Source organism: Corynebacterium argentoratense DSM 44202 (genome assembly GCF_000590555.1).
Taxonomy (GTDB): Bacteria; Actinomycetota; Actinomycetes; order Mycobacteriales; family Mycobacteriaceae; genus Corynebacterium; species Corynebacterium argentoratense.
In genome coordinates this window covers 720,187-747,063 of the sequence record NC_022198.1, presented here as the reverse complement: position 1 = coordinate 747,063, position 26,877 = coordinate 720,187, and the positions used below count along the sequence as shown (strand labels likewise).

The following is a 26,877-nucleotide window of genomic DNA, read 5'->3' as shown; positions in this document are numbered from 1 at the left end:
CGTGTTTGATTCAGCCCTGAGGCTTGCAAAGGTCGTCGTCGCTCAGCGGAGACTGTCTGTTGTCACTGCGGTATGCACTTTGATGGTGGTTGCCGCTGAGGTCTACACGCCACTACTGACCAAGGATGTGATTGACCGGGCTATTGGGGGCAGCCCGGTTGCGCCACTCATTGCTGCATTGGTGGCTATCGCCGTGGTACGTTTCTGCTTCCAATTTGGTCGTAGGTACACGGCCGGGCGCTTGAGTTTGAGCACCCAGCACCTGTTGCGCATTGATGCGTTGCGTTCGGTTCACCGGTTGGATGGGCCTGCGGCTCGTCAGGTCGATTCGGGGCAGTTGATGAGTCGGACGATTTCTGACTTGTCCACAGTGCAGGCGATTCTTGCGATGTTGCCATTGGCGCTTGGGTCTTCGATCAAAATGGCGGGGGTCATCGTTGTGATGCTGTGGCTGTCGCCGCCTCTTGCGGCAATGGCTTTGGTGTCGATCCCGATCATTGTTGTGGGGGCGTGGCGCTCGCGCAAGCGCTTATTCGAGGCTTCTGCTGCAGCTCAGCAGCAGGAGGGCGTTGTGGCCGGTGAGGTAGAGGAGGCCGTTCGCGGGATCCGCGTGGTGATGGCCTTCAACCAGCAGGGTCGTGAGTGCGAGCGTGTTGAGGCATCCAGTCGTACCTTGTACGAGCTGCGCATGGTGGTGGCCCGGGTGATGGCGCGTTTCCAGCCTTTGTTGGATCAGCTTCCGAAGCTGCTGGTGGTTGCCAACGTGGCTTTGGGTGGTTGGCTGGTGCATACCGGTTCGATCACACTGGGTACTTTTGTCGCTTTCGCCTCGTATTTGACCACGTTGACGGCCATTTCGCGCATGCTTTCGGCTATGTCTTTGCGCATTATCACGTCGATGAGCTCGGTGAAGCGCGTGTTCGATGTCATCGATCTTGACGCGTTGTTGCGGTGGGATGATCCTGTGGCGCCGGCAGCGGAGGGCCCATTGGGGGTACGTTTCGAAAACGTTGTTGTTCCGACGGGTGATCCGTCTGCGGCGATGAGTTGTGTTCTGCCTGCGGGGCACTGGTTGGCGCTAACGGGCCCTCCTGGTAGCGGTAAGAGCGCGTTGGTGGATGTGCTTGGTGGTTTTCAGCAGCTAGCTTCTGGCCGCATCATGTTGACCTCGGATAGCGGTGGCGATGTGGAGCTCTCCCCTGCTGTTCGGGGCGACGTGGTGTGTGTTTTTGATGATCCGTATCTGTTTTCCGCAAGCATTCGCGACAACATCACCGTGGGCCGCGACGTCACTGATGCTGATGTTGAGCGGGCGTTACGTACTGCGTCGGCTGATCGTTTTGTGCGTGCGACTCCGGATGGTGTGGACACCGTTGTCGGCGAGTCTGGCATGACGTTGTCGGGTGGTCAGCGTCAGCGGCTTGCGTTGGCTAGAGCGTTGGTGTGCCCGCCTAGGGTTCTTGTGCTTGATGACGCCGTGTCGGCTGTGGATGCTGCGACGGAACAGGCTGTCTTTTCTGCACTGCGCGAGAATTATCCGGATATGACTGTCATCATGGTTGCCCATCGCGAGTCGACTGTTCGTTGGGCGGATCAGGTAATCGAGGTGACGCAGTGTTCTGTGGGCGCCGGACCGAGCACGTCTATGTCGGGTGTTGCCGCCGCCCCGAAAACGTCTGCGCCGACTGGTAGCGCTAGCGATCAGTCTGGGGGGATGCCGCGTCGTGGCCACCCAGCGGGCATTCCAAAGGGCGGCGCACCCAGGCCGGTTGTTTCTGCCGACGCTGCGGACTCCAGCGACATTCCGACTGCTGCGGATGCTACTCTTCGCGCACTGCTTAGCACTGTTGCGTGGCCGTTGGCGGGGGTTGTGGCTTTGTTTGTGTTGTCGGTTTTAGGCGATCTTGCGTTCCCTGCTCTTGTTCGTGTCGCGATCGACCACGGTGTCGCTGCTCCGACGGAGCAGGCTAAGAGCACGTTGCTGTGGGTTGCCGTCGGTGGCAGTGCGTTGGTTATCGCTAGCTGGGCGGTCGCGGTGGCTTCGACGGTGTTGTCTGCGCGCACGGGTGAGCAATTGCTGTTGGCGCTGCGCACGCGTTCGTTTAAACATTTGATGTCTTTGAGCCTGGATTATTTCGAATCCACTCGTGTGGGCAAGGTGTTGACCCGCATGACGACGGACATCGATAGTTTGAGTTCCTTCCTGAGAACGTCGGTGGCGCAGGCTATTGTCGCGGTGGGTACGTTGGCGGGCGTGGTGTTGATGCTGTTGGTTACCGACACCAGCTTGGCACTTGTGGCTTTGGCGATAGTGCCGGTGATGGGGGTCGCCACGATTGTGTTCCGCAGGATTTCCGCGCGTTTGTATACCCAATCGCGCGAGCAGGTCAGTGGTGTTAATGCTGATTTTCGGGAGCTGGTCGCCAATCTTCTGGTAACGCAGATGTACCGCCGCGAGGACGCTACTTTGGAGCGTTTTGCTTCCGAGTCCGATCGCTATCGTCGTCTGCGTTTGCAGTCTCAGACTGCGGTGTCTGTGTATTTCCCGGGCATGAATGCTTTGTCGGAGGTTGCTCGGGCTGCGGTCTTGGGGTTCGGTGCGGTGCAGATTTCGCGCGGTGAGGTCTCTGCTGGCGTCGTCATTAGTTTTGTGATGTACATGGGGATGCTGTTTGGGCCGATCCAGGAGCTGTCCCAAGTGTTTGATTCTTATCAGCAGTCGCGGGTGGGTTTGCAGCGGATACAGCAGTTGTTGTCGACGAAGGCATCGGTGCGCGACGAGGGTTCCAACCCCAATGCTGCACAGTGTGCCCGCGGACCTCTCGTTTACGATGACGTCGCGTTTAGTTACGGTGGTGCGCGTAGCGCGGAGGCTGCGCTTGATGCCATTAATGTGTCGATTAAGCCTGGGTCTACGGTGGCGATTGTGGGGCCGACGGGGGCCGGCAAATCGACGCTCACCAAGTTGTTGGCCAGGTTCTACGATCCTGTCAGCGGGCGTGTATGCGCCAGTGGTGCACCCATTGATGGTTTCCCCATTGACCAGTGGCGGCAACAGTTGGGCTACGTTCCTCAAGAGGGCCACCTGTTTAGGGGAAGCATCGCCGATAACATTGCGTACGGATACCCCCATGTCCCCCAAGGGATGAAAGCTGAGAACAACACTCCCCTGACGGATACCCCCTCGGATGATCTTCATAACCGCGTTGTTGCTGCGGCGGAGGCTGTGGGGGCGCGAAGCACAATCGAGGCGCTACCTGGAGGCTTCGATTATCAGATCAGCAACGGCTCCAGGTTGTCCTCAGGCCAGCGCCAGTTGATCGCGTTGGCCCGCGCCGAATTTGTCAGGCCTTCTATTTTGATCCTCGACGAAGCGACGGCCAGTTTAGACCCAAATACCGAGGCCACGGTGGTGGAAAGCCTTCATACGACGTTGGATAATGCAGCCGAGGGAACCCAACGAACCTCGGTAATTATTGCCCACAGGCTCGCAACCTCTGCACGTGCCGATCGCATTCTTGTTGTCGATTCTGGTCGCATTATTGAAGACGGTTCTCACAGTGAACTTCTAGCTCAGGCCGGGCACTATGCTCGGCTGTGGCAGTATTCTGGCACGGACATGCCCCAATAAAGGTAGACAAAGGCCACATTTTGTGGTTTTTTAGCTATTCTGGATGAAGCCCGTTTACCGGCCGTGGTGTCGCGCGCATATTTCCAATGCGACTGTGCAACCATGGACGGTGATAACGCTCAATGATCAATAGCGAAAACAATCAACGAAACGTTGCTCTTCACTGCCCCGCAGTGGGCATGAGGAGCACACCATGTACCCCAATAGGAAAAGAGGCGAGCACCTGCCGTGAGCAGCGCTAATTCTTTCGGCCAGAACCAATGGCTGGTAGACGAGATGTTCCAGCAGTTCCAAAAGGATCCGCAATCTGTGGATCAGGAATGGCGAGACTTCTTTGCCGCGAATGGTAATCCCACTTCCGGCGATGCCCCTGAACCTGCCACCGCTCAGGGGCAGGACACCAAGGACACATCTGACGCGGCAACCAAAGCCGCGCACCCTGCCCCGGCAAAGAAGGTACGCCAGCCCGGCCCGGCTTCGGCAGCCGCTAATTCGGAAGCAGCCGCTGCGGCTGCCAAGAAGGCCGCAGCTTCCCCGATGAACGCGGGGGGCGATCTACCGGAATCCGGTGCAACCGAGATGAAGGGCATCGCCAAGGCGATTGCTAAGAACATGGACCTTTCCCTTGAGGTCCCCACCGCGACGTCAGTGCGCGACATGCCTGCGCGCCTGATGTTCGAAAACCGCGCGATCATCAATGATCACCTGCGCCGCACCCGCGGTGGCAAGATTTCCTTCACCCACATCATCGGCTACGCCATGGTGAAGGCAGTCATGGCCCACCCGGACATGAACAACGCCTACGAGTTGCGCGATGGCAAGCCCTTCTTGGTGGTACCGGAGCACATCAACCTCGGTTTGGCTATCGACCTGCCGCAAAAGGACGGCTCCCGTGCACTGGTTGTCGCAGCAATCCGCGAATGTGAGTCCCTTTCCTTCTCCGAGTTCGTCGAAGCCTACGAAGACATCGTCAACCGTGGCCGCGCAGGCAAGCTCACCGGTAAAGACTTCTCCGGAGTCACCATTTCGCTCACTAACCCCGGCGGCATCGGCACCCGCCACTCTGTGCCTCGCCTGACTAAGGGCCAGGGCGCCATCATCGGTGTCGGCTCCATGGACTACCCTGCGGAGTTCCAGGGTGCTTCCGAGGATCGCCTCGCAGAGCTCGGTGTCGGCAAGCTCGTCACCATCACCTCGACCTACGATCACCGCATCATCCAGGGTGCAGAGTCCGGTGAATTCCTCCGCACCATGAGCCGCCTGTTGGTCGATGATCACTTCTGGGACCACGTTTTCGACGTCATGGGCGTGCCTTACTCCCCCATGCGCTGGGCCCAGGATCTGCCCAACACCAGTGTTGATAAAAACACCCGCGTCATGCAGTTGATCGAGGCCTACCGCTCCCGCGGCCACCTCCTCGCCGACATCAACCCGCTGCACTGGGTACAGCCCGGTATGCCGATTCCGGACCACCGCGACCTCAACATCGAGTCGCATGGCTTGACCCTCTGGGACCTCGACCGCACCTTCAACGTCGGTGGTTTCGATGGTCGCGAGACCATGACTCTCCGCGAGGTGTTGGCGAAGCTCCGCACTGCCTACACGCTCAAGGTTGGTTCCGAGTACACCCACATTCTGGATCGCGACGAGCGCACCTGGTTGCAGGATCAGATCGAAGCTGGTCAGCCCAAGCCCACCCCCGCAGAGCAGAAGTACATCCTGCAGAAGCTCAACGCTGCGGAGGCGTTCGAGAACTTCCTCCAGACTAAGTACGTTGGCCAGAAGCGATTCTCCCTCGAGGGTGCAGAATCCCTCATCCCGTTGATGGATGCGGCAATCGACACCGCTGCAGGCCAAGGCCTGGACGAAGTTGTCATTGGTATGCCCCACCGCGGTCGCCTGAATGTCCTCGCCAACATCGTTGGCAAGCCACTGCACACCCTGTTCAACGAGTTCGAAGGCAACATCGACCCCGCCCAGGCTGGCGGTTCCGGCGACGTCAAGTACCACCTCGGTGCTGAGGGCACCCACCTGCAGATGTTTGGTGATGGCGAAATCAAGATCACCTTGACCGCCAACCCCTCCCACCTCGAGGCCGTCAACCCTGTGATGGAGGGCATCGTCCGCGCTAAGCAGGACATCCTGGACCTCGGCCCTGACGGATACACCGTTGTTCCGATCCTCCTCCACGGTGATGCTGCGTTCGCCGGCCTCGGCATCGTGCCCGAGACCATCAACCTCGCTCAACTGCGTGGATACACCGTTGGCGGTACCATCCACATCGTGGTCAACAACCAGATTGGTTTCACGACCACACCGGATTCCTCCCGGTCCAGCCACTACGCCACCGACATAGCGAAGGCTTTCGGCTGCCCGATTTTCCACGTCAACGGCGACGATCCCGAAGCCGTTGTGTGGGTTGGTCGCCTGGCGACCGAGTACCGCCGTCGCTTCGGCAAGGACGTCTTCATCGACCTCGTGTGCTACCGCCGCCGTGGCCACAACGAAGCCGACGATCCGTCGATGACTCAGCCTCAGATGTACGACATCATCGACAACCGCGAAACCACCCGCACCAAGTACACCGAAGACCTGGTCGGCCGCGGTGACCTGTCCAACGAGGACGCTGAAGCAGTTGCTCGTGACTTCCACGATCAGATGGAGTCCGTCTTCAACGAAGTCAAGCTTGCTGAAAAGCAGAAGGCTAAGGCTCAAGAGGGCATCACCAGTGCGCAGGAACTTCCGCACGGCCTGGATACCTCCGTCACCCGCGAAGAACTCGTGGAAATCGGACAGTCCTACGTCAATCTTCCGGAAGGCTTCACTGCTCACCCACGCGTCGCACCCGTCGCTAAGAAGCGTGCGGAAAGCGTCCGCGAGGGCGGCATCGACTGGGGTTGGGGCGAGCTGTTGGCCTTCGGCACCCTGGCTAACTCCGGTAAGCTCGTTCGCCTCGCAGGTGAGGATTCCCGCCGCGGTACCTTCACGCAGCGTCACGCAGTGATGATCGACCCGAACACCGCTGCCGAATTCAACCCGATCGACGAGCTCGCTCGTTCCAAGGGCGAAGGCAAGTTCCTGGTCTACAACTCGGCACTCACCGAGTACGCAGGCATGGGCTTCGAATACGGCTACTCCGTCGGTAACCCCGATGCCGTGGTCGCCTGGGAAGCACAGTTCGGCGACTTCGCTAATGGCGCGCAGACCATCATCGACGAGTACGTCTGCTCCGGTGAGGCCAAGTGGGGCCAGACCTCAGGTGTCATCCTGCTGCTGCCTCACGGCTACGAGGGCATGGGCCCTGACCACTCCTCTGCACGCATCGAGCGTTACCTACAGCTGTGTGCTGAGGGCTCTATGACTGTCGCTCAGCCTTCGACCCCGGCAAACCACTTTCACTTGCTGCGTCGCCATGCCCTCGGTGATCTCAAGCGCCCCCTGGTTGTCTTCACCCCGAAGTCGATGCTCCGCCTCAAGGATGCAGCATCCCCCGTGGAGGACTTCACCGAGGTCAAGAAGTTCCAGTCGGTCATCAACGACCCGCGCTTGGTCGATCGCGAAGGCAACGTCATTGGCGATGCTGACAAGGTGACGACCATCATGCTGGTGTCCGGCAAGCTCTACTACGAGCTCGAAAAGCGCCGCAAGAAGCTCGGCCGTGAGGACGTCGCGATCGTTCGCATCGAAATGCTGCACCCGATCCCGTACAACCGCCTCAAGGAAGCGTTCGACTGCTACCCCAACGCAACCGAAATTCGCTTCTGCCAAGACGAGCCCGCCAACCAAGGCCCATGGCCCTTCCTCGGCCTGCATCTACCAGAGCTCATCCCCGGTATGCTTCCGATGAAGCGCATCAGCCGCCGCGCTCAATCCTCCACCGCAACTGGTGTTGCTAAGGTTCACGCCTTCGAGCAAGAACAACTGCTGCAAGCAGCGTTTGAGGATTAATTAAATCCTTGTGATTAAAGGCCGCGCTCCTCGATTCGTTGGTCGAGGAGCGCGGCCTTTAACTGTGCTTGGTGGCTGGAGCACAGCTCTCAGCTGCGAGCTAGCGGGCGTTAAATATCGTTAAATATCATTGTCGATGAAATAGGGCTTGATAGCTGACGATACTGATTGAAGCTCGATGGCCTTATCATCAAGCTCGTCTAAATCCGCGCGGTTGATCATCCCCGATACTTTGTTGAGGCTCTGACGATCGTGATGATCCAACAAATGCTTACGGAAAATCGGCACGATATTCTGGGGCAACTCCAGCATGGTCTCCCCCGCTGAATTTTCGCAGCCTTCGGTTGTCGAGGGATTCGCCGCAGCGACAGTCTCTGGCAAGCTCGCCACCATCGCCGCATACACCTCATCACGAGTCTCACCGGAATTCACATCCGCAGTTTGCCCACCCTTTGCGGCAAACTTCTCCGAAAGCTCCTTCGCCTTGGCGGGGTCCAACAGTTCCAACGCGGTGCCAGTGCAGACGACCGCGACGTCAGCATCCCCCTCCCTAATACTGCGAATCAGCGCCGCATACCCCTGACGCACCGAATCATTATTGTCGTGGGAATACGCCTGGTGGCCGGCGCTATCCAGAGACGTCTGGTACAACTCCGCCAAAATCCAATTTTCTGTATCGACGGGATTGAACGTAACGAGCAAGGTGTCTCGATCGCCGATATCCCTCAAAAGCCTCTGCGCAGGCTGGCTGCATGCAGCAGTGCACACACTCAACGCAACGCACAAGGCCCCCAGGCTTAACCGTCGACGCATCACACGCCCTTCCCGCTAGCATGGCACTGGGCGAAAGCGCGAACACTCCGCCACACCACAGACCACTGTTATTTACTACTCATACAAGCATACTTGGATACCTACCCCAACAGGTCTATCCCCACCTCATGTACAGATCCACTGGCACTGTATTAAGCTTGAGCAGTTGTGTACGCACCCGCCCTGCGCTCACCCTCTCATTGAAGCCCGAGGAGGACCCGTGGTCAGCATTCCACGCATCACCAGCCGAGGAAATAACTCCGCCCACCCCGGCAAAGACCTCAAGGCGCCCCCGAGTCAACTGATTGAGCGCTGCATGGTCTTCATCGATGGGCTTCCACAACCGGGCCCCTACGATCAGCACAGCGCGCTCGTTGCCGTACGTGAGCACAACGCCACCATCGGCCCCGGTGAACCCAAAGCCTTCATGTGGCTATCCCTAGGGCAGCCAACAGAACAACAAATGACCGATATTGCTGACGGCTACGGGGTACACGAACTGATCGTCGAAGACGCCGTCAGCGCACACCAACGGCCCAAGTTGGAACGCTACGACGACCAATTGTTCATGGTCATCCGCTCCGTGTTTTACAAGGAGCACGAATCGGTGGTGGATGCTAAAGAAATCATCCAAACCGGTGAGCTTCAAATGATCATCAGCCCAGAGTTCATTATCACCGTGCGCCACGGCCCGTCCCCCATGAAGACCATCAAACAACGCATCGAGCATGAGGTCAGTACAGACCCGGAGACCTTCATCGTCGGCCCCATGGCGATCGCGTGGTTTATTGCGGACAGCCTTGTCGATGAGTACTTGCGGATTTCGACCGAGCTGTCCGGCGATGTCGACGAGCTGGAATCCGAGGTGTTCAGCCCGGACAAGCGCTTCGATATTGAGCAGATCTACATGCTGAAACGCGAGATCTTGGAGATGCGGCACGCCATCGATCCACTGGCCATAGCGTTGCGATTATTGATCCAAAACAATAAAGACGTTGTGGATAAGGAAATCCGCTCCTACTACCGCGACGTGCTCGACCACGAATTAATCGCCGCGGACCAAATTGCTTCCTACGATGAGCGCTTGTCCTCACTGCTCGATGCTGGTGTGGCGATGATTTCCCTTCAGCAAAACGCTGACATGCGCCAAATATCGGCACTGGTCGGTATGGCCGCAGTGCCAACAATGATCGCCGGTATTTACGGTATGAACTTCGACAACATGCCCGAACTGCACACCCAGTATGGCTACTTTGTGGTGCTGTTTGTCATGGCCGCTATCACCGTGGGCGTGTACTGGGCGTTCAAACGCAACCACTGGCTGTAGACCCTGTGCTCGCCGCGCGCAGACTCAACTACAGGTGTGCGCGGGCGATCATGTCCCTAGCTTGCCGCGCATGCGGTGGGCTGCACAGTACGTCGTAGCGTCCGGCGACGATCTCTGTCGTCGTGGAGAAATCGCGACTCTTTTTTGACGCCCCGTAACTCACCGAGCTGCTCGTCACCCCGAATATCAACCCCATCACGACACCGGCGATCAACGGCCCCACCCAATTTTCGTTGAAGAACCCCATGAGTAGCCCGAAGAAGGCACCCATCCAAATACCCGACAGTGCTCCCGATACGAGGACCTTCCCCCAGCTTAAGCGCCCCACAACGCGTTCAACTTCCATGAGGTCAACACCGACAATAGTGAGTTCCGCGACGGGGAAACTATCGTCCTTGGTGAGCATCTCTACGGCGGCCTGGGCCTGCTCGTAGGTTTCAAAACTGCCCACCGGCCAGCCCTCGGGGCGCTGCCGGCGATAACCTTGGTCTCTGGTGGGGCGTTGTGCTGCCATGCTTGCCAAGGATATACGAGCAGCACACATTTCGGTGGCGGATGGGCGACTGTATGCTTGTTGGCTATGAGCTCAGTGTCGAAATTGTATGCGGGTCGCCTGTCAGGGATGATTGTGCGCGGTCCGGACACTGAACCGATTGGCCGCGTCCGCGACGTCATTATTAGTGTTCGTTCCTCACGCCAGACAGCACGCGTTTTGGGCCTGGTGGTGGAACTGGTGAATAAGCGGCGCATCTTTTTGCCGATGCTTCGCATCGCTGCGATCGATCCTAAAGAAATCACCCTGGTGTCGGGGTCTGTGTCCTTGCGTTCTTTCGCGACGCGGCCGGGCGAGCTCTCGGCAATGAATGACCTCATCGGCTCCCGCGTGCATGTCGACGATCCAGAGCTTGAAAATCTGCGCGGCAAAGCGGTGGAAATCGCCGATGTGGAAATCGAAAAAACCCGTTCCCGTGATTGGGTGATCTCCCGAGTCGCTGTGCTCGGACAGAAAAGGAATTTTGGACGCCGCGGAGACGTATTCATCACTCCGTGGTCTCACGTCCAAGGCATTTCTGCTGCTGGAGTAGGCCAGTCGAATGCCGACGCAGAGCTCATCGCCCAGTTTGGTGACATGCGCCCAGTGGATATCGCGAACACTCTGCACGATATGAATCCTGCGCAACGACGCCGCGTTGCTGAAGCTCTCGACGATGACCGCCTCGCCGATGTTCTTCAGGAAATGCCCGAAGAGCAACAAACCGAGCTCATTGAGTCTTTGGGTATCGAGCGTGCGGCGGATGTGTTGGAAGAGATGGATCCGGATGACGCCGCAGACTTGTTGGGCGAGCTCTCCAATGACAAAGCTGATGTGCTGCTTGAGATGATGGATCCTGAGGAGTCCGAGCCTGTTCGGCGTCTGATGGATTTCGAGGACGACACCGTGGGTGCGATTATGACCCCCGAGCCCGTTGTTTTGACGCCTCAGACCACTGTTGCGGAGGCTCTTGCGACGGTACGTAATCCGGAGTTGCCGACATCCTTGGCCTCCATCGTTTTTGTCGTCCGTCCGCCAACATCTACGCCCACCGGCCGCTACCTGGGGTGTGTTCATCTCCAGCGCTTGCTGCGCGAGCCACCCAGCGAACTCATCGGCGGAATCCTCGATCCAGATTTGCCACCCTTGTATGTCGAAGACGACAAAGAAACCGCGGCCAAATATTTCGCTGCTTACAACTTGGTATGTGGCCCTGTCTTGGATGAAGATAAGCACCTCATGGGCGCTGTCGCGGTCGATGACCTCCTTGACCACATGTTGCCCGATGATTGGCGCGAAGGCGGATTTCGACCAGGCGAGTAACCTACAAAAGGGTTCACCGTTTACATAAACCAGAAAGGAGCAGCCGTGGCTGATACTGTTCGCAGCGAACTTGATACTCCCTCCGTGGGACAGCGTCGTTCTTTGATCACCATCGATGCCGACAAAATTGGTGCTTTCGCTGAAAAAGTCGCTCGTTTTTTCGGCACTGGCGAATACCTCTTCTGGCAAACAATTTTTGTGATCGCCTGGGTAGTCCTCAACATCGCAGGTTTTTCTTGGCAATGGGATCCGTACCCCTTTATCCTGCTCAACCTAGCGTTTTCTACCCAGGCTGCCTACGCTGCCCCGTTGATTCTTCTGGCGCAAAACCGTCAGGAGGACCGTGACCGCGTGGCCCTCGCGGAAGACCGTCGCCGGGCAGAGCAAACAAAGGCCGATACTGAATTTTTGGCTCGCGAACTAGCCTCCGTACGAATCTCCCTCGGTGACGCGGTTACCCGCGACTACCTACGCCACGAGCTGGAAGATCTTCGGAGTCTGCTCGATCGCATCGAGGACAAGCTCGATGACGAATCGGCGGCACGTATTGCTCGGGAACACGGCAAACATCCCGCAGATTTCTCCGAACTCAATGCGCCCTCCATGGGCCGCCACAGCACACATAACCACAAGGAAGACAATGACTGATTCTCAGAGCGCTCACTTCACAGACGCCGATATTCGCGCCGCACTAGCGAAAGTGGATGATCCCGAAATCGGCCGCCCCATCACAGAGCTGGGGATGGTCAAGTCAATCGATATCGATGGCTCATCGGTCGCTGTCACCGTCTATCTGACGATCGCGGGCTGCCCAATGAAGTCCACCATCGTTGAACGTTGCCGTGAGGCCGTTGCAGCGGTTGCTGGCGTAGAACATGTCAGTGTCGATACTGATGTCATGAGCGACGAACAGCGCGCGGAGCTTCGCGCCCACCTACGCGGCGGTGTAGCTGAACCTGAAAATCCCTTCGCACGGCCGGATAGCCGAACGCGTGTGTATGCAGTTGCCAGTGGCAAAGGCGGCGTGGGCAAGTCCTCCATGACGGTGAACTTGGCTGCGGCGCTCGCGCAACGGGGATTGTCGGTCGGCATTCTTGATGCTGATATTTATGGTCACTCGATCCCCCACATGCTGGGTTCGGATGACCGCCCACATCAGGTTGACGACATGATCATGCCGCCCCAAGCACACGGAATCAAAATGATTTCGATCGCTCATTTCACGGAAGGCAATGCCCCCGTGGTGTGGCGTGGCCCCATGCTGCACCGCGCCATTTCCCAATTCATGACGGATGTTTTTTGGGGAGATCTAGACGTCCTACTCCTCGACTTGCCCCCTGGCACCGGCGATATTGCCATCTCTGTGGCACAGCTGGTTCCCGGCGGCGAGCTTCTTATCGTCACGACGCCTCAAGCGGCAGCTGCGGAGGTCGCTGAGCGTGCAGGGTCCATCAGCATGCAGACTCGTCAGAAAGTCGCCGGTGTAATCGAAAACATGGCGGCGATGGTTCTGCCTGATGGAACCACAATGGACGTGTTTGGATCAGGTGGAGGCCAGATCGTTGCTGATCGTTTGAGCACCCTTACTGGGTCATCCGTTCCTCTGCTGGGCTCAGTGCCCTTGGATCCGGCCCTTCGAACCGGCGGCGATGATGGGGTTCCCGTGGTTCTCGCAGATCCTGACAGTCCCACAGCCAAGGCAATCAATGGCATCGCCGACCACCTCGCGCGGAGGCAGGAATCGCTCGCGGGTAAGCCCTTGGGGCTCAACGTCACCGCAAAATAAATTACTAGTGCCCTTGAGTGCTCACTCGGCTACAAGGGCACTAAGTAATGTCTTCCCAGGTGGGCTTACCCGGGTTGCTACCGTCTGCCTTAGGACGTGACGCGGGAGCGTTTGTTTCGGGGCTTGTGGGAGGCTGCTCGACCCCAGGAGGCGTTCTGGTGGGTTGAACAGGTTGGGACAGCGGAGACTCGGGCTTTTTCACCGGTCTAGTCAAGCCGCGGCGTGCGAGGTTGCTAGTTTCTTCTAGCGAGTCGAACAGCGAAGAGTCGCCATCTAGGAGGGTGCGTGTGATTGCGGCTTTGGGCCCCATGCGGCTGAAGGCAGCAATGTCTCCCAGTGGCTTGGCGAACTCCCCCAGGTCGCCTACTTCATCACGCATTTCAGCTTTCACATTGTCGATGGCTCGCCGGGCGGCAATCAGACCTGCTCGAATGTCTTCGATGAGGCCTGGCAGGCGCTCAGGTCCCACGAGGATGAGCGCCAGCACGAGGATGAAGATTATTTCACTCCAGCCGACTGATGACAACACTAGAACATTGCACCTTTGCTGTTGAAGGCTGCGCCGGCGGCGCCGCTGAGGACCATTGCTTTAGAGCTTACGGGAGCGCACGACGGCTCGATAAAACAGTTCCACTTTATCCCCTAGGGAGCGTGGCTGCTCTAAAAACACGGCGTCGGGGCCGGGGCCTTGAGGGCAGGATTCTTCTAGCCCGCGTAGCTTGTCGAGAAGCGCATTGGGCACGCACAGGTCGTTGTCACTAGCGACGGTTGCCTGGCGGAGCCTATCGGCGGCTTGTCGTTGGGCTGCGACATCTGCGCGGCATTCTTCGCAGTGCACCAGGTGAACTTGGGCTCTGTGGCGGGCTCCTCGTCCGAGCTCTCCATCAACGTAGGCGGCCACAGCCTCGGCACTCAAGTGTTCGACGGAGGCGAAATGACGCGTAGTGCGAGAGCTTGACTGCCCACGATTGCCCGGCTGATCGGGATTGCCATTGCGTGCTGTGTTCACTGTTGTGTCGCCTCCTTCCTGTGAGCTTTTGCTACCTGTGCCTGCCAGCTGTGCCGGAATCAACTACCTAACAACGCTTTCGCTGGGTGCTGGGTGCACATGGCGAGGTTGTCACCGAGGATACGCCGGAATGAGTTCTTTGGCAGCGGTATCGGCTTCAAGGGCTGCGCGAAGTTGCGTGCGACCACGGTGAATACGGCTTCGCACAGTGCCGAGTTTGACGCCGAGGGTGTCGGCGATGTCGTCATAGCTCAGGCCCATGACGTCACAAAGAACCAGTGCAACGCGGAATTCCGGCGCCAAACTATTGAGGGCTTTTTCTAACGCTGGATCCATGTTGATGTGGTGGTAGGCCTGCTCTGGCCCAAGGTCGGTGCTGGCGATGCGCTCGTAGTCTTCCGGTAGTGCCTCCATGCGGATCACCGAGCGGTGGCGAGCCATGTCGAGGAAGAGATTGGAGCAAATCCTGTGTAGCCAGCCTTCAAAAGTGCCTGGCTTGTAGCGGTCGAGTGAACGGAAGACGCGCATGAAGGTTTCTTGGGTGAGGTCTTCGGCGTCTTGTTCGTTGCCACTGAGCCTATATGCCAGGCGGTACACACTGTCGGCGTGTTGGGAGACGATGTCTGACCAACTAGACATGGTGCCTTCGCCTTTGTCGAAGGCTTCTGTTCCCCCAGTACTTCCGGCAGGGGTAGCTACCGGTACAGCCCTGTTGTGGGTGTGTGCCGGTGCTGCTGCAGTGCGGGTGTCGCGCTTCATGTCGGAAGTATGCATGGTGTGTTTAGTTTAACGTCGTTAGTGGGCTGTGAGGAAACCTACGGGAGTCTGTGAAGATGCTGTGCATGGGTGCCGCGTGCCTTCAGCCGCTGGTGGTTGTGTGCGCACTACACTAGGCCGGGTGAGTGCCTCCCCTTTTGATCTGATGTCCAGCTATATTTCTTCCACCCTGGTGGAGGATTGTCAGGCTACCCCTGCGTCTACACCCGGCGATTCATCGGGCAGTGTTGTCAGTGTGGAAGCTGCGCTGTCGAAGGCAACTGCGGATGCAGCTGAGCTCGGCGTGGATTTCCCCGACGCGGCTACAGGTTCACTGTTGTCGGTGTTGGCGTCTCAGGCGGGACCTTCTCCTTCGGCGATTGTGGTAACTCCCGCCGCTAGCGTGGTCGGTCTTCACATTGTTCGCGGCGCTCGCGACAATGTTCAGTTGACCTGTATTGACCCGGAGGTTGAGCATCAGCGCAGCGCGCGTGAGGCTTTTGCGTCTGTCGGTTTGCGTGGTTCGCAGACCCGCTTTTTGCCTTCCCGCCCGTTGGAGGTGATGGGCAGGCTGGCCGCGGACAATTATCAGTTGGTTTTCGCTCAAACTCGACCCCAGGATGCTCGCGCTCTTGTTGACGCCGCGTTGCCTCTTCTGGTTTCCGGTGGGGCGCTGGTTCTCGCGGACTATTTGTTGGATGGCACAGTCGCGGATTCGTCTCGTACGGAGCGGGATATCGTCGCAGCGCGGGAGACAGATGAGCATTTGCGTCGTCTGGCCGCTGAGGGACGTATCGTGTTGTCGCGCTTGCCTTTGGGCGCGGGCATGGCTGTGGCTACAAAGGTGTCTTAGAGCCGCACAAAAATCATTGCAGTCTTGTTGGCTGCTGAATGCATAACGGCCTTCGTTGTGTTGCCACCACGAAGGCCGTTTGTTGTGCGTGCTTAGACTTCTTCGTTTTTACCTACGCATACGACGCCGCCGGGGCTGATCGTGAAGCGCTGGGCGTCGCGTTCATGGTCGACTCCGATGAATGCGCCGTCGGATACCACGACGTTTTTGTCGAGGATGGCGTGGCGCACCACTGCACCTTTACCGATGCGCACACCGGGCATCAGGACTGAACCTTCGACCGTGGCACCTTCTTCAACGATGACGTTGTTAGACACCACAGAGTTACGCACTGTAGCCGCGGAAATGATGGATCCAGAGGCCACCATGGACGATTGCGCGATACCACCGGCCACGAACTTCGCGGGGGGCAGGTTGCCATCGTCGCGGTTGTGGATGGGCCAAGAGCGGTTGTAGAGGTTGAACACCGGGTGGACGGAAATGAGGTCCATGTGAGCTTCGTAGAAAGCGTCGATGGTGCCGACGTCTCGCCAGTAGCCTTTATCGCGCTCGGTCGCCCCCGGGACGTCATTGCTCATGAAGTCATAGACGTGAGCTGCGTTCTTGGCGACGAAATAGGGGATGATGTCGCCGCCCATATCGTGTTCGGAGTTCTCATTATCGGCATCTTCTTTAAGGGCCTTGATGAGGTCTTTGGTGGTGAACACGTAGTTACCCATCGATGCGTAGGTCATCGTCGGGTCGTCCGGGGTGCACGGCGGGTTCTCCGGCTTCTCCACGAAGCTGGTGATGTTGCCCTCGTCGTCGGATTCGATACATCCGAAAGCGCTGGCCTCGTCACGTGGCACACGGATGCCGGCCACTGACACGGATGCTCCGGACGCAATGTGCTCATCCACCATCTGCTTGGGGTCCATGCGGTAGACGTGGTCTGCGCCGAAAACGATGACGTAATCGGGGTTTTCGTCGGAGATGAGGTTCAGTGACTGCAGGATGGCGTCGGCAGAGCCGGTAAACCAGCGTTTTCCGAGTCGCTGCTGCGCGGGAACTGGTGCGATGTATTGACCGGCGAGGCCCGACAGCTGCCAGGAGGAGGAAATATGAAGGTCAAGGGAGTGCGACTTGTATTGGGTCAGCACGCAGATCTGCATGTAGCCGGCATTGACAAGGTTGGAAAGAACGAAATCAATGAGGCGGTAGGTTCCCCCAAAGGGCACTGCAGGCTTGGCGCGGTCCGCAGTGAGCGGGAAAAGGCGCTTACCCTCACCACCTGCGAGGACAATTGCTAGAACATGTGGTTGGCTTCTCACATGTTTCAACTTATTACTACTGCCCCTTTTTCGCCCGCTAAATTCACAAATGCCTAGAACTACCCGTCAATATCACACCCATAAAGGGTATTGATCACATTGCAGGATGCAGGTTCGGCCATGTCATTAGGGTTTGGGGACTAAGTTAGAAACTATGCGAGTTGCAATGATGACGAAGGAATACCCGCCGGAGATTTATGGTGGGGCCGGGGTGCATATCGCGGAGCTGGTCCGCCACATGCGCGAGTTGATCAATGTTGATGTCCATTGCGTCGGATCCCCCAGGGACGAAGCCGATGTATATGTTCACGGGGTTGATCCTGCTTTGGCGGATGCCAATGCTTCCCTGCAAACGTTGTCTACGGGTTTGCGAATGGCCACAGCTGCCGGCACCATCAGCCATCCTGGCGATGCGCCGGGAGTTCCGGGTATTGACGTCGTGCATTCCCACACGTGGTACGCGGGTCTCGGTGGGCATTTGACCGGCAAATTGTACGACATTCCGCATGTTGTGACTGCTCATTCTCTGGAGCCTGATCGTCCGTGGAAGCGGGAGCAGCTCGGTGGTGGCTATGAGGTTTCTTCCTGGTCGGAGCGCAATGCGATGGAATATGCCGACGCTATCGTGGCTGTTAGCTCAGGTATGAAGCGTTCGGTGCTGGAGGCCTACCCTCGAGTGTCTCCCGATAAAGTCCACGTCATCTTGAATGGTATTGATACTCAGCTGTGGCAGCCGCGGCCAACCTTCGACGAGGCTGCGGCCGCCGGCGGTTCTGTTCTACAGGACCTGGGCGTGGATCCCACCCGCCCAATCGTGTGCTTCGTTGGTCGTATCACCAGGCAAAAGGGCGTGCGCCATTTGATCAAGGCTGCGGCGCATTTCACTCCGGGTGTGCAATTGGTGTTATGCGCCGGCGCCCCGGATACTCCCGAGATTGCGGCGAAAACGACCGCACTTGTGGAACAGCTTCAATCGCAACGAGATGGTGTGTTCTGGGTTCAGGAAATGCTGGATAAGCCAAAGATTCAAGAGATCCTCACCGCCAGCGATGTGTTTGTATGCCCGTCGATTTACGAGCCTTTGGGTATCGTCAATTTGGAAGCGATGGCCTGCGCTACTGCCGTGGTCGCGTCTGATGTAGGCGGTATCCCCGAGGTTGTTGTTGATGGACAGACGGGGTTCTTGGTGCACTATCACCCTGCCGCGGAGCACGACCCTACCCGCGCGGAAGAATTCGAGCGTGGTTTGGCGGAGAAGGTCAACCTGTTGGTTGGTGATTCTGAGAAGGCCACGGCGTTTGGTGCCGCTGGGCGTCAACGCGCGATCGACGAGTTTTCTTGGTCTTCGATCGCGGCTCAGACGGTCGAGCTGTATTCGAGCCTAATGTAGCGGTTATTACCGTCTAAACTCCTGCCGGCCCGACCCCGGCGGGAGTTTTTCACTATCCTGGTGGCGTTAGTCAACTGTTTATCCAGTGGAAGAGTCCTCATGAGCTACGCCCCCCTTCGGCCCGAACTTCACGTCACCCCCGAGATCGGCGTGTTGAATGCACCTGCGGGTGTGCTGACCGACGGGCATGTGTGGCACATGTTCCACCAGTTTCAGCCCCAGCTGGGCGGCCCAAGCCGGTGGGCACACCAGGTGTCATCAGGTTCGCCCTACGCGTGGGATATTTGCGACGACGTGCTTGCCCCCAGCGGTTCCCAGTCTCGCTTGCGAGCTGGGTCCGTGGTTGCGGTGGGCGATAAGGTCTTGTTGTTCTACACCGCTGTCGAGCCCAACGGTGACGGCGAGAATTGCTTCATTGATCTTGCAGAAATCAGCGATCTTGAGGAGACAACGGTTGATGTCTCCGATGAGGCTAGCCAGGTCGATCAGCACGTTAGCTTCGTTAGCAGATTGTTCGAAGACCAGCCAGAGATGGCTTTTCGTTCCCCGTGCGTGGTTGAGGATCCGCATGGGGGATGGAACATGTTGGCGGTGAGTGGCCCGGTGGATCATCCGCAGTTGATGATTGCCTGCTCCGACAATGCTTACGATTGGCAGCTCAGCGGTCCGCTTCGCTTCGAGGGCGATACTGGGACGGATGCCGACTTGGTTGCTCCGCGGATCATCCGTCTTAAAGACGAAGTTGTGGGCGGTATCTGGGAGGTGCTGGTTGCAACGATTGAGCACAATGGCGTGGATGTGTCGGGCTATATGGTGGGCAAGCTGGATGGGACGGTTTTTAAGGTGTCGAAGCCTTTCCGCCGTATCGATTATGGCCATGACTTCACCCGCCCCCGAAACACCAATACGATCGGCTCGCAGTTATTTGAGACCGCGGTGTTGTTTGGTTCGATGAATGGTGTCGGTCGCTATGATAATCCGACGACTCAGCTGAGTATGCAGTCGGAGGGGTGGGCAAACTGCCTGTCTCTGCCGCGTCGCACCACATTGCAGGACGGCACTCTCTATCAAACGCCTATGCCGGGTCTGGCTCAGGCGATTGAGCAGTCATACAGGGCGCATGGGTGGATGGGCCTGATCGATCTGGATGCGACGGCGGAGCACACCGAAGTGTTCCGCTCCCCCGCCGCGAGTGTCACGGTTGATCTTGTTGACGCCGCGGGGGCAACTGCAGCACGTATCAGCCATACGGCAACGGAAGTGATGGTTGACCGTTCGATGAATCCCAAACATGAAGGGGACGACCCAGCGGTCGCCCCCTTGGATGGGAGTTCTCCCGATTCACTGACGATCATCGTCGATGGCTCCACTGTGGAAGTTTTCGCCGATGGTGGTGTCGCCACTCTAGCTAGCCGCGTGTACTTTAATGGCGGCTTCCAGTCCTTCGCGGTCAAGACGTTCGGCAGCGCTGCTGTGGAGCGCTGCTACGAGGTATCCCCCACCCAAGACACGTAGGGTCTTAGGAGGCCACTTCGAAGCGTGTGATGCAGGCCCTGGCTGTAACATCCATGTGTGCTGGCAGAGCCGCAATGCGCTCCTGCAGAACCTCAGGGTGGATATGCCGGGCGGAGGGGCTCATGCCAATTTGAGCGGCGATGGAGGCCTGGTCCAGGGACATGGTAAATTCCACGTTTTCCTGTTCCCCCACTGGTGTGAGGAACCCGCTGGCTTGTTGAATCATGCGCTCAACTTTGCCTTTTTCCACGTCAATGATTCCCAGCGGCTCACGTAGCTCGCCGAGGTGGCCAGTGTCTGCGGTCAACACAACAACCTGACCACCAGGCTTGAGAATGCGGGCAAATTCTTGGGCATTGCGGGGTGCAAACACCACGGTGACAACATCAACGCTGTTGTCAGCGATGGGAAGCCTGGACCATGCATCAGCCACCACTGCGCCCACGCGTGGGTGGCTTTGGGCCAAACGCTTTGCTGCCGGGATGGAAATATCAATTCCGACGCCGCGACTGCCCATGATGTCATCCAAAGAATGGGCCAAGTAGTAGCCGGTACCGGCACCAATTTCGCACAAGGTCACCGGCGCATCGAATTCGTCATCGTCATTAGTGCTCTCACGAGAATCTAGCGCCGTGTGAACGTTGGCTGTCATTGCTTCAACAAACTGAGCGAAATGTCCCTGGGACAGGAAGGTTTCGCGCGACGCAATCATCGCGGCGTCATCACCCGAATAGCGCAGGCCCTCGCCCCCTGCGAGAGTCACATAGCCTTGGCGGGCAATATCGTAACTATGGCCGGTGTCCGACACGATGCGTGTGCCATCGTCGGCGATACGCAAAGAAGAACCGTCGGTAGGGTCGGCCAGCACGTCGATGATGTCGGTCAGCATGCTAGCCATCCTACAACGCCGGCCACGACTTGGGTGTTCTAGCTTTCCGCAACGGCAGTGAGCAACGCGCCCAACTCCCCCGCTTCTTCCTTATTCATCTCAATGACCAGGCGGCCACCACCATCAGTGGGAACACGCATAACGATCTTGCGGCCCTCTTCGACGGCCTCCATCGGACCATTGCCAGTACGGGGTTTCATAGCGGCCATAAATGCACTCCTAAGATAAAGCGTGTGCACGGTGCACACGGCGTACGCGGCGCAATCGGCTCCGGGAAACCCGAAGCCCAACCTCTACCAAGTGTAGCTGCCTCTAGTGATCCAGGTCAGCATGAGCCTGGGTAATGTGATCTACAACTTCGTCAACGCTGTCGGTCACAATGAACAAATCGGTGTCATCCGGACTGATCATGCCCTCGGCAACCAATCGATCTTTAATCCAATCGACCAACCCACCCCAAAACTCGGTGCCGATCAACGCAATCGGATAGTGCGTGATCTTTCCGGTCTGAACCATGCACAGGGCCTCAAAAAGCTCATCGAGAGTGCCGAAGCCACCCGGCAAGCACACAAACGCCTGGCTGTATTTCAAAAACATTGTCTTACGGACGAAGAAGTAGCGGAAGTTCAGCCCAAGCTCCACGAAATCGTTGAGGTGCTGCTCGTGAGGTAGCTCGATACCTAGCCCGACAGAAAGCCCGCCTTCTTCCAACGCTCCCCTGTTGGACGATTCCATTAAGCCTGGGCCGCCGCCGGTGATCACCGCATAGTTGGCGCGCGCGAGTTTTTGCCCCAACTCACGACCACGGTCATAGAATTTTCCCTCACCGATGCGCGCCGAACCGAACACGGCGACAGCTGGTGGCATTTCAGCCAGTGCACCGAAGCCGTTGACAAACTCGCTTTGGATCCGCAGCACACGCCACGGATCGGAGTGCAGCCAGTGAGTATCCTTCTGGCTATCCAACAGTCGACTGTCTGTGGTGGACTGCTGCTTGCCTTCGGACCGAACCAACACGGGGCCGCGCATCACGCGCTGGGCACTGACTGCCGCTTTTTGTTTGTCGCTCATGCCCACCACAGTAGCGTCATCGACGCCCAGAGGGAGTGGACCAAAACTATCTACCGGCACCACCGAGGTAGTCGAGGATCACCTGGGATGCCCGCTCGATCATCCACACCGGGCAGTGCTCGTCGCGTTTGTGGCACAGCGCTGGGTCGCCCGGGCCGAAGTTAACGGCGGGAATACCAAGCTCGGAGAAACGAGCCACATCCGTCCACCCAAATTTCGGGGCGGGTGCTTCACCGGTGGCGTCGATCAGTTCCTGCGCGGCCGGAACAGACAGTCCGGGCAGTGCGCCAGACACGGCGTCATCAATGTCGTAGGACACGCCCTCGGGCAGGTCCAGTACCTCAAGCATGTGTGCCAGCGCCTCGTCGACGGTGCGGTTGGGCGCGAAACGGAAGTTGACGAACATCCAGGCCTCGTCGGGAATGGTGTTGGTTGCCACCCCGGATTCGCAGTGCACAATGTTGAGACCTTCGCGATACTTCAGCCCATCGATATCGATGGTAGCGGGCTGATAGGCAGCGACTCGGCTGATCACCGGCGACAACACATGCATGGCGTTGAGCCCCATCCAGGCGCGCGCGGAGTGCGCCCGCGTCCCATGCGCGGTGATCCTCAGCCGGATACTTCCTTGGCAGCCGCCTTCGATACGTGCCGCGCTGGGTTCACCCAGGATGGCTACGTCACCTTCGAGCCATTCCGGATGCTGCTCGGCGATGTGCCCCAGCCCATTGAAGCGGCTGGCGACCTCTTCGCCTTCGTAGCAGATAAGGGTGACGTCGCGTTGCAGGCCGCCGTCAGCGAGGGTTGCGAAAGCATGGAGGAACACGGCGTCGCCGCTTTTCATGTCGACACTGCCGCAGCCCCAGATTTGTTCTTCTGCTTGGCCTTCGACGGTGGCGGTCTCGCGGTGACTGGGGACATTGTCGGCGATCGGGACGGTGTCCAGGTGGCCTGCGAGGATCACGCGGCTCGGTAGCCCATAGTTGGTGCGCGCGATGACGTTGTTATTGAAGCGGTGGATCTCAACTGAGCAGTCGCGCCCGTTGAAGTGGTTGCGCAGGGCATGTTCTACGACGTCGGCGATGGCGGCCTCGTTATGGGAGGGGCTGGCTATGTCGACGAGCTGTTCGGTGAGGGTTACGGCCGTGTCGTCGAGTGTGAGACGCGGGAGCTGTCGGTTGTTGTCTGTGCTAGTTGCGGAGTTCACACCACTACCCTAGCGACCGACTGCTCTGCGGAGTCCGCGATGGCGCCTAGTAAGCTTGAATGGCATGAGCGCGCCTGACCCGATCCTGCATGCCATCCCTGCCGATCTTGGGGCTACCGCCATTGGTATTGCCAATATCGCCTTGGATGGAACGGTGTTGGATACGTGGTTTCCGCACCCCACGATGTTGTCTGCTGCTGAGGTGCATGATGGTGGCCATGTTGCTGGCACCACACGTTTGGGTGCGCATGCGTTGAGTTCCAAGATGTTGTCGTTGGTGAAGCTCGACGAGGATCGCATGATCGAGCAGGTGGCGGTGCGCACCACGATCTCGTCGCTGGCTGAGCCGCCGCGTGATGCCCACGATGTGTATCTGCGTCTGCATCTTCTGTCGCACCGCTTGGCGCGTCCGCAGGAAATCAACATGGATGGGATGTTTAACCTGCTGGAGACGGTGGTGTGGACGAACAAGGGCCCGTGTATGCCTGATAATTTCGAGTTTGTGCGCACGTCTTTGCGTTCTCGCGGACTGATTCACGTGTATGCGATCGATAAGTTGCCGCGAATGGTTGATTATGTTGTGCCTTCGGGTGTGCAGATCGCGGAGGCTGAGCGTGTGCGTTTGGGCGCGTATTTGGCTCCTGGCACGCGTGTGTTGCGTGAGGGTTTTGTCAGCGTTAATTCGGGTTCTTTTGGTGCTGCGAAAATCGAGGGGCGTTTGTCTTACGGCATCATGGTCGGCGAGGGCACTCGGGTTGGTTTGTCCGCTACGTTGATGGCGCCGCGGGATGATCACGGCATGCGTATTCCGATGAGTATCGGGAAGAATTGCACTTTGGGGGTAAGTTCCGGGCTGCTTGGTGTTCGTTTTGGTGATAATTGTTCCTTGGGTAACAACGTGGTGATTGATGCGGATACTCCGTTGCTTTTTAGTGATGACGGCACGTGTGGCGATCGTGCAGGTCGGGTTCTGCCTGCATCGGTACTGTCTGGGGAAAGTAATTGGTCGGTTGCGGTTGAGGCTGGCGCTTCTACTCCGGTGGTTCGCCCTGTGCCTGCTTAGCACCCCCGTTTGGGAGTTAAGGTTCTTTAAATAGTCAATAGGTTCGCTACATTTACTGTATGACTACGGACTCGACACAACTGGGTAAAGGGTTAAAAACCCGACATCTCACCATGATGGGATTGGGTTCTGCGATTGGCGCCGGCCTGTTCCTCGGCACCGGCGTAGGTATTTCGGTCGCTGGCCCCGCCATTTTGCTCGCCTACATTTTTGCTGGCCTGATTGTCGTCTTCGTTATGCAGATGCTGGGCGAGATGGCTGCTGCCCGCCCAGCGTCCGGTTCTTTTTCCACCTATGGCCAGATGGCCTTCGGCCACTGGGCTGGCTTCATGCTTGGGTGGATGTACTGGTTCATGCTGACGATGGTGATGGGCGCGGAAATTACTGGCGCGTCCGCAATCATGGCTCAGTGGTTTGGGGTTGCCCCCTGGATTCCCGCTTTGGTATGCGTAGTGCTGTTTTCAATTATTAACCTTGCCGGTGTTCGCGGCTTCGGCGAGTTCGAATTCTGGTTTGCTTTCATCAAAGTTGCTGTCATTGGCTTGTTCCTGGTGATTGGTGCTTTGTTGATTTTCGGCCTGTGGCCGAATAGCCAGCCTGTGGGTTTGGATAACTTCATCGGCGAGCATGGGTTCATGCCCAATGGGATTAGTGGCGTTGCTGCCGGCTTGTTGGCTGTTGCGTTTGCGTTCGGCGGCATTGAGATTGTGACTATCGCTGCGGCAGAATCTGAGCAGCCTTCTGAGTCCATTAAAACTGCGGTGCGTTCTGTCATTTGGCGCATCTCTTTGTTCTACTTGGGCGCTGTTGTTGTCATTTGCTTCTTGCTGCCCTACGAGTCGATCGGCGGGGCGGACAGTGCAGCCGATTCTCCCTTCACTTTGATCCTCGGGATGGCCCATGTGCCTGGCGTGGTGGGATTCATGGAAACGATCATTGTGCTAGCTTTGTTGTCGGCTTTTAACGCACAGATTTATGGTACTTCTCGCTTCGTGTATTCCTTGGCTCAGCGTGGTGACGCACCTCGGTGGTTCCGCGGCACGAACTCTCACGGTGTTCCGATTCCGGCGATTTTGTTGTCGGTCTTTTTCTCCTTCCTGTCGGTTGCTCTGCAGCTGTCTGATCAGAAGGAATTGATTGGCATGCTGTTCAACGCTGTCGGCGGTTGTTTGATGGTCATCTGGTTCATGATCGCCCTGTCGCAGATTAAGCTTCGCCGCGAACTGGAGGCAGAAGGTGAACTTCGTGTGAAGATGTGGGGATTCCCTGTCCTGTCCTGGGTAACGGTAGCGATGCTTGCTGCTTTGCTGCTGTTGATGTTGTCCGATGCTGGGGCACGTATGCAGATCGTTGCTGTCGCGGTGTTGGCTGCAGTGCTGATCGCTTTGTCTTTCTTGGCTCCTGGTAGCCGAAACAAGCAGGCCGCTGACGTGGTTGCATAGGCTGGTATGTTTAACCCCATGACTTTTGCATACGCCACTGGACTTGCCACTGTAACTCCCGACGGAACTGTGCTGGATTGCTGGTTCCCCGCACCGGAGCTCCGCGAGGGTTCGTCGTCGGCTGGCACCGAACGTATTGATGCTCCTGCCGAGTTGGCCTCTCTGGTCGGTGAAGACGCTGACCGCGGGGTTTCTCGCGTTGCTATTGCGACGACTTCTGCTGATCTGTCCTCTGCTCCTGTTGATGCTTATGACGCGTATCTCCGCCTTCACTTGTTGTCGCATCGTTTGGTCAAGCCTCATGGTGCGAACCTCGATGGTGTGTTTGGTCTTCTGAGCAATGTGGTCTGGACGAACTTCGGTCCGTGCAAGGTTGAGGGCTTTGAGGTCACTCGTGCGAAGCTGCAGGCCCGCGGCCCTGTGACGGTGTATTCGGTGGATAAGTTCCCCCGTATGGTTGATTATGTGATGCCGTCTGGTGTGCGCATTGGTGACGCTGACCGCATCCGTTTGGGTGCGCATTTGGCTGAGGGCACCACCGTGATGCATGAGGGTTTTGTGAACTTCAATGCTGGCACACTTGGTAGCTCGATGGTTGAGGGCCGTATTTCTGCTGGTGTTGTGGTGGATGATGGTTCGGATGTCGGCGGCGGCGCTTCGATTATGGGCACGCTGTCCGGTGGCGGCAAAGAGATTATTTCCATCGGCAAGCGTTGTTTGCTGGGCGCCAACGCGGGTTGCGGTATTTCGCTAGGCGACGACTGCGTGGTCGAGGCTGGTTTGTATGTGACTGCCGGTTCGAAGGTTTTGGTTCGTGGCGGCGTCGCTGAGGCTTTGAGTTTGCAGGATGGCGATGCAGTGAAGGCTGCTGAGTTGTCTGGCGCGTCGAATATTTTGTTCCGCCGCAATTCGGTGTCTGGTGCTATTGAGGCTGTGGCGTGGAAGTCCGCTGCAGTTGCGCTGAATGAGGCGTTGCACGCTAACTAGTGCGGCCGGTTTTTAGCGGGGCGAG

Annotated in this window: 22 protein-coding genes; 12 read left to right on the top strand and 10 right to left on the bottom strand. The window is 57.8% G+C overall.

Annotated features, from left to right (window positions below; translation table 11 throughout):
- Position 1: 1 nt before the first annotated feature.
- Together CARG_RS03695 and CARG_RS03690 are read left to right on the top strand one after the other, a co-directional pair.
- Positions 2-3,631, top strand: a complete 3,630-nt coding sequence (locus tag CARG_RS03695; protein ID WP_020976058.1) for an ABC transporter ATP-binding protein — start codon at positions 2-4, stop codon at positions 3,629-3,631.
- 228 nt (positions 3,632-3,859) lie between these two features.
- Positions 3,860-7,579, top strand: coding sequence for a multifunctional oxoglutarate decarboxylase/oxoglutarate dehydrogenase thiamine pyrophosphate-binding subunit/dihydrolipoyllysine-residue succinyltransferase subunit (locus tag CARG_RS03690; protein ID WP_020976057.1), 3,720 nt, complete (start codon positions 3,860-3,862; stop codon positions 7,577-7,579).
- A 120-nt stretch (positions 7,580-7,699) separates the two neighbouring features.
- Here CARG_RS03690 and CARG_RS09605 read toward each other — a convergent pair whose 3' ends face one another.
- A complete protein-coding gene (locus CARG_RS09605) occupies positions 7,700-8,392 on the bottom strand; it encodes a type 2 periplasmic-binding domain-containing protein (RefSeq protein WP_020976056.1) in 693 nt (230 codons plus the stop codon).
- Between the two features lie 229 nt (positions 8,393-8,621).
- On the opposite strand from CARG_RS09605, the gene corA reads away from it, so the two are divergent.
- Positions 8,622-9,719, top strand: a complete 1,098-nt coding sequence (gene corA / locus CARG_RS03680) for a magnesium/cobalt transporter CorA (RefSeq protein ID WP_407637014.1) — start codon at positions 8,622-8,624, stop codon at positions 9,717-9,719.
- 28 nt (positions 9,720-9,747) lie between these two features.
- Here corA and CARG_RS03675 read toward each other — a convergent pair whose 3' ends face one another.
- A complete protein-coding gene (locus tag CARG_RS03675) occupies positions 9,748-10,233 on the bottom strand; it encodes a general stress protein (RefSeq protein ID WP_046204458.1) in 486 nt (161 codons plus the stop codon).
- 66 nt (positions 10,234-10,299) lie between these two features.
- Between CARG_RS03675 and CARG_RS03670 the strand changes: the two genes are divergently transcribed.
- Genes CARG_RS03670 through CARG_RS03660 form a run of 3 tightly spaced genes read left to right on the top strand, consistent with a single transcriptional unit; the run spans position 10,300 to position 13,360 of the window.
- Entirely contained in the window at positions 10,300-11,574 is a 1,275-nt protein-coding gene (locus tag CARG_RS03670) for a magnesium transporter MgtE N-terminal domain-containing protein (RefSeq protein WP_041746957.1), read from the top strand.
- Between the two features lie 45 nt (positions 11,575-11,619).
- A complete protein-coding gene (locus CARG_RS03665) occupies positions 11,620-12,222 on the top strand; it encodes a DUF1003 domain-containing protein (protein WP_020976052.1) in 603 nt (200 codons plus the stop codon).
- Positions 12,215-13,360 carry an Mrp/NBP35 family ATP-binding protein gene (locus CARG_RS03660; RefSeq protein WP_020976051.1) on the top strand — a complete coding sequence of 382 codons (1,146 nt, stop codon included), beginning with the start codon at positions 12,215-12,217 and terminating at the stop codon, positions 13,358-13,360. Before CARG_RS03665 ends, CARG_RS03660 begins: the two co-directional genes overlap by 8 nt.
- Before the next feature lie 40 nt (positions 13,361-13,400).
- Here the strand turns inward: CARG_RS03660 and CARG_RS03655 are convergent, their stop codons facing one another.
- The 3 genes from CARG_RS03655 to sigE form a co-directional block, all read right to left on the bottom strand.
- Entirely contained in the window at positions 13,401-13,889 is a 489-nt protein-coding gene (locus CARG_RS03655; RefSeq protein WP_020976050.1) for a Sec-independent protein translocase family protein, read from the bottom strand.
- Positions 13,890-13,949: 60 nt separating this feature from the next.
- Entirely contained in the window at positions 13,950-14,369 is a 420-nt protein-coding gene (locus tag CARG_RS03650) for an anti-sigma factor family protein (protein WP_020976049.1), read from the bottom strand.
- Positions 14,370-14,480: 111 nt separating this feature from the next.
- Positions 14,481-15,143, bottom strand: coding sequence for an RNA polymerase sigma factor SigE (gene sigE / locus CARG_RS03645; RefSeq protein WP_236620161.1), 663 nt, complete (start codon positions 15,141-15,143; stop codon positions 14,481-14,483).
- A gap of 124 nt (positions 15,144-15,267) precedes the next feature.
- Between sigE and CARG_RS03640 the strand changes: the two genes are divergently transcribed.
- On the top strand, positions 15,268-15,978 hold the full coding sequence (locus tag CARG_RS03640) for an O-methyltransferase (protein ID WP_390886769.1): 711 nt from the start codon (positions 15,268-15,270) through the stop codon (positions 15,976-15,978).
- A 92-nt stretch (positions 15,979-16,070) separates the two neighbouring features.
- On the opposite strand, the gene glgC is transcribed toward CARG_RS03640, so the two are convergent.
- A complete protein-coding gene (glgC, locus tag CARG_RS03635) occupies positions 16,071-17,297 on the bottom strand; it encodes a glucose-1-phosphate adenylyltransferase (protein ID WP_407637007.1) in 1,227 nt (408 codons plus the stop codon).
- Between the two features lie 145 nt (positions 17,298-17,442).
- On the opposite strand from glgC, the gene glgA reads away from it, so the two are divergent.
- Both glgA and CARG_RS03625 read left to right on the top strand, forming a co-directional pair.
- Positions 17,443-18,678 carry a glycogen synthase gene (gene glgA, locus CARG_RS03630; protein WP_020976045.1) on the top strand — a complete coding sequence of 412 codons (1,236 nt, stop codon included), beginning with the start codon at positions 17,443-17,445 and terminating at the stop codon, positions 18,676-18,678.
- Positions 18,679-18,777: 99 nt separating this feature from the next.
- Entirely contained in the window at positions 18,778-20,193 is a 1,416-nt protein-coding gene (locus CARG_RS03625) for a glycoside hydrolase family 32 protein (RefSeq protein ID WP_020976044.1), read from the top strand.
- A 4-nt stretch (positions 20,194-20,197) separates the two neighbouring features.
- Here CARG_RS03625 and CARG_RS03620 read toward each other — a convergent pair whose 3' ends face one another.
- From CARG_RS03620 to dapE, 4 genes are all read right to left on the bottom strand, one after another.
- Positions 20,198-21,082: a methyltransferase domain-containing protein gene (locus CARG_RS03620; protein ID WP_020976043.1), complete on the bottom strand. Its 885-nt coding sequence runs from the start codon at positions 21,080-21,082 to the stop codon at positions 20,198-20,200.
- 38 nt (positions 21,083-21,120) lie between these two features.
- Complete coding sequence (locus tag CARG_RS09825; RefSeq protein WP_020976042.1) at positions 21,121-21,291, bottom strand: DUF3117 domain-containing protein; 171 nt, start codon at positions 21,289-21,291, stop codon at positions 21,121-21,123.
- 103 nt (positions 21,292-21,394) lie between these two features.
- The gene (locus CARG_RS03615; protein ID WP_020976041.1) at positions 21,395-22,153 is read right to left on the bottom strand and encodes an LOG family protein; all 759 of its coding nucleotides are present in this window, start codon (positions 22,151-22,153) and stop codon (positions 21,395-21,397) included.
- 46 nt (positions 22,154-22,199) lie between these two features.
- Positions 22,200-23,360: a succinyl-diaminopimelate desuccinylase gene (dapE, locus tag CARG_RS03610; protein ID WP_020976040.1), complete on the bottom strand. Its 1,161-nt coding sequence runs from the start codon at positions 23,358-23,360 to the stop codon at positions 22,200-22,202.
- A gap of 64 nt (positions 23,361-23,424) precedes the next feature.
- On the opposite strand from dapE, the gene CARG_RS03605 reads away from it, so the two are divergent.
- From CARG_RS03605 to dapD, 3 genes are read left to right on the top strand one after another with little or no spacing between them, the layout of a single operon-like run.
- The gene (locus CARG_RS03605; protein WP_020976039.1) at positions 23,425-24,423 is read left to right on the top strand and encodes a DapH/DapD/GlmU-related protein; all 999 of its coding nucleotides are present in this window, start codon (positions 23,425-23,427) and stop codon (positions 24,421-24,423) included.
- A 59-nt stretch (positions 24,424-24,482) separates the two neighbouring features.
- Positions 24,483-25,865, top strand: coding sequence for an amino acid permease (locus CARG_RS03600; RefSeq protein WP_041746954.1), 1,383 nt, complete (start codon positions 24,483-24,485; stop codon positions 25,863-25,865).
- An 18-nt stretch (positions 25,866-25,883) separates the two neighbouring features.
- Positions 25,884-26,852, top strand: coding sequence for a 2,3,4,5-tetrahydropyridine-2,6-dicarboxylate N-succinyltransferase (gene dapD / locus CARG_RS03595; RefSeq protein ID WP_041747371.1), 969 nt, complete (start codon positions 25,884-25,886; stop codon positions 26,850-26,852).
- Positions 26,853-26,877 lie beyond the last annotated feature (25 nt).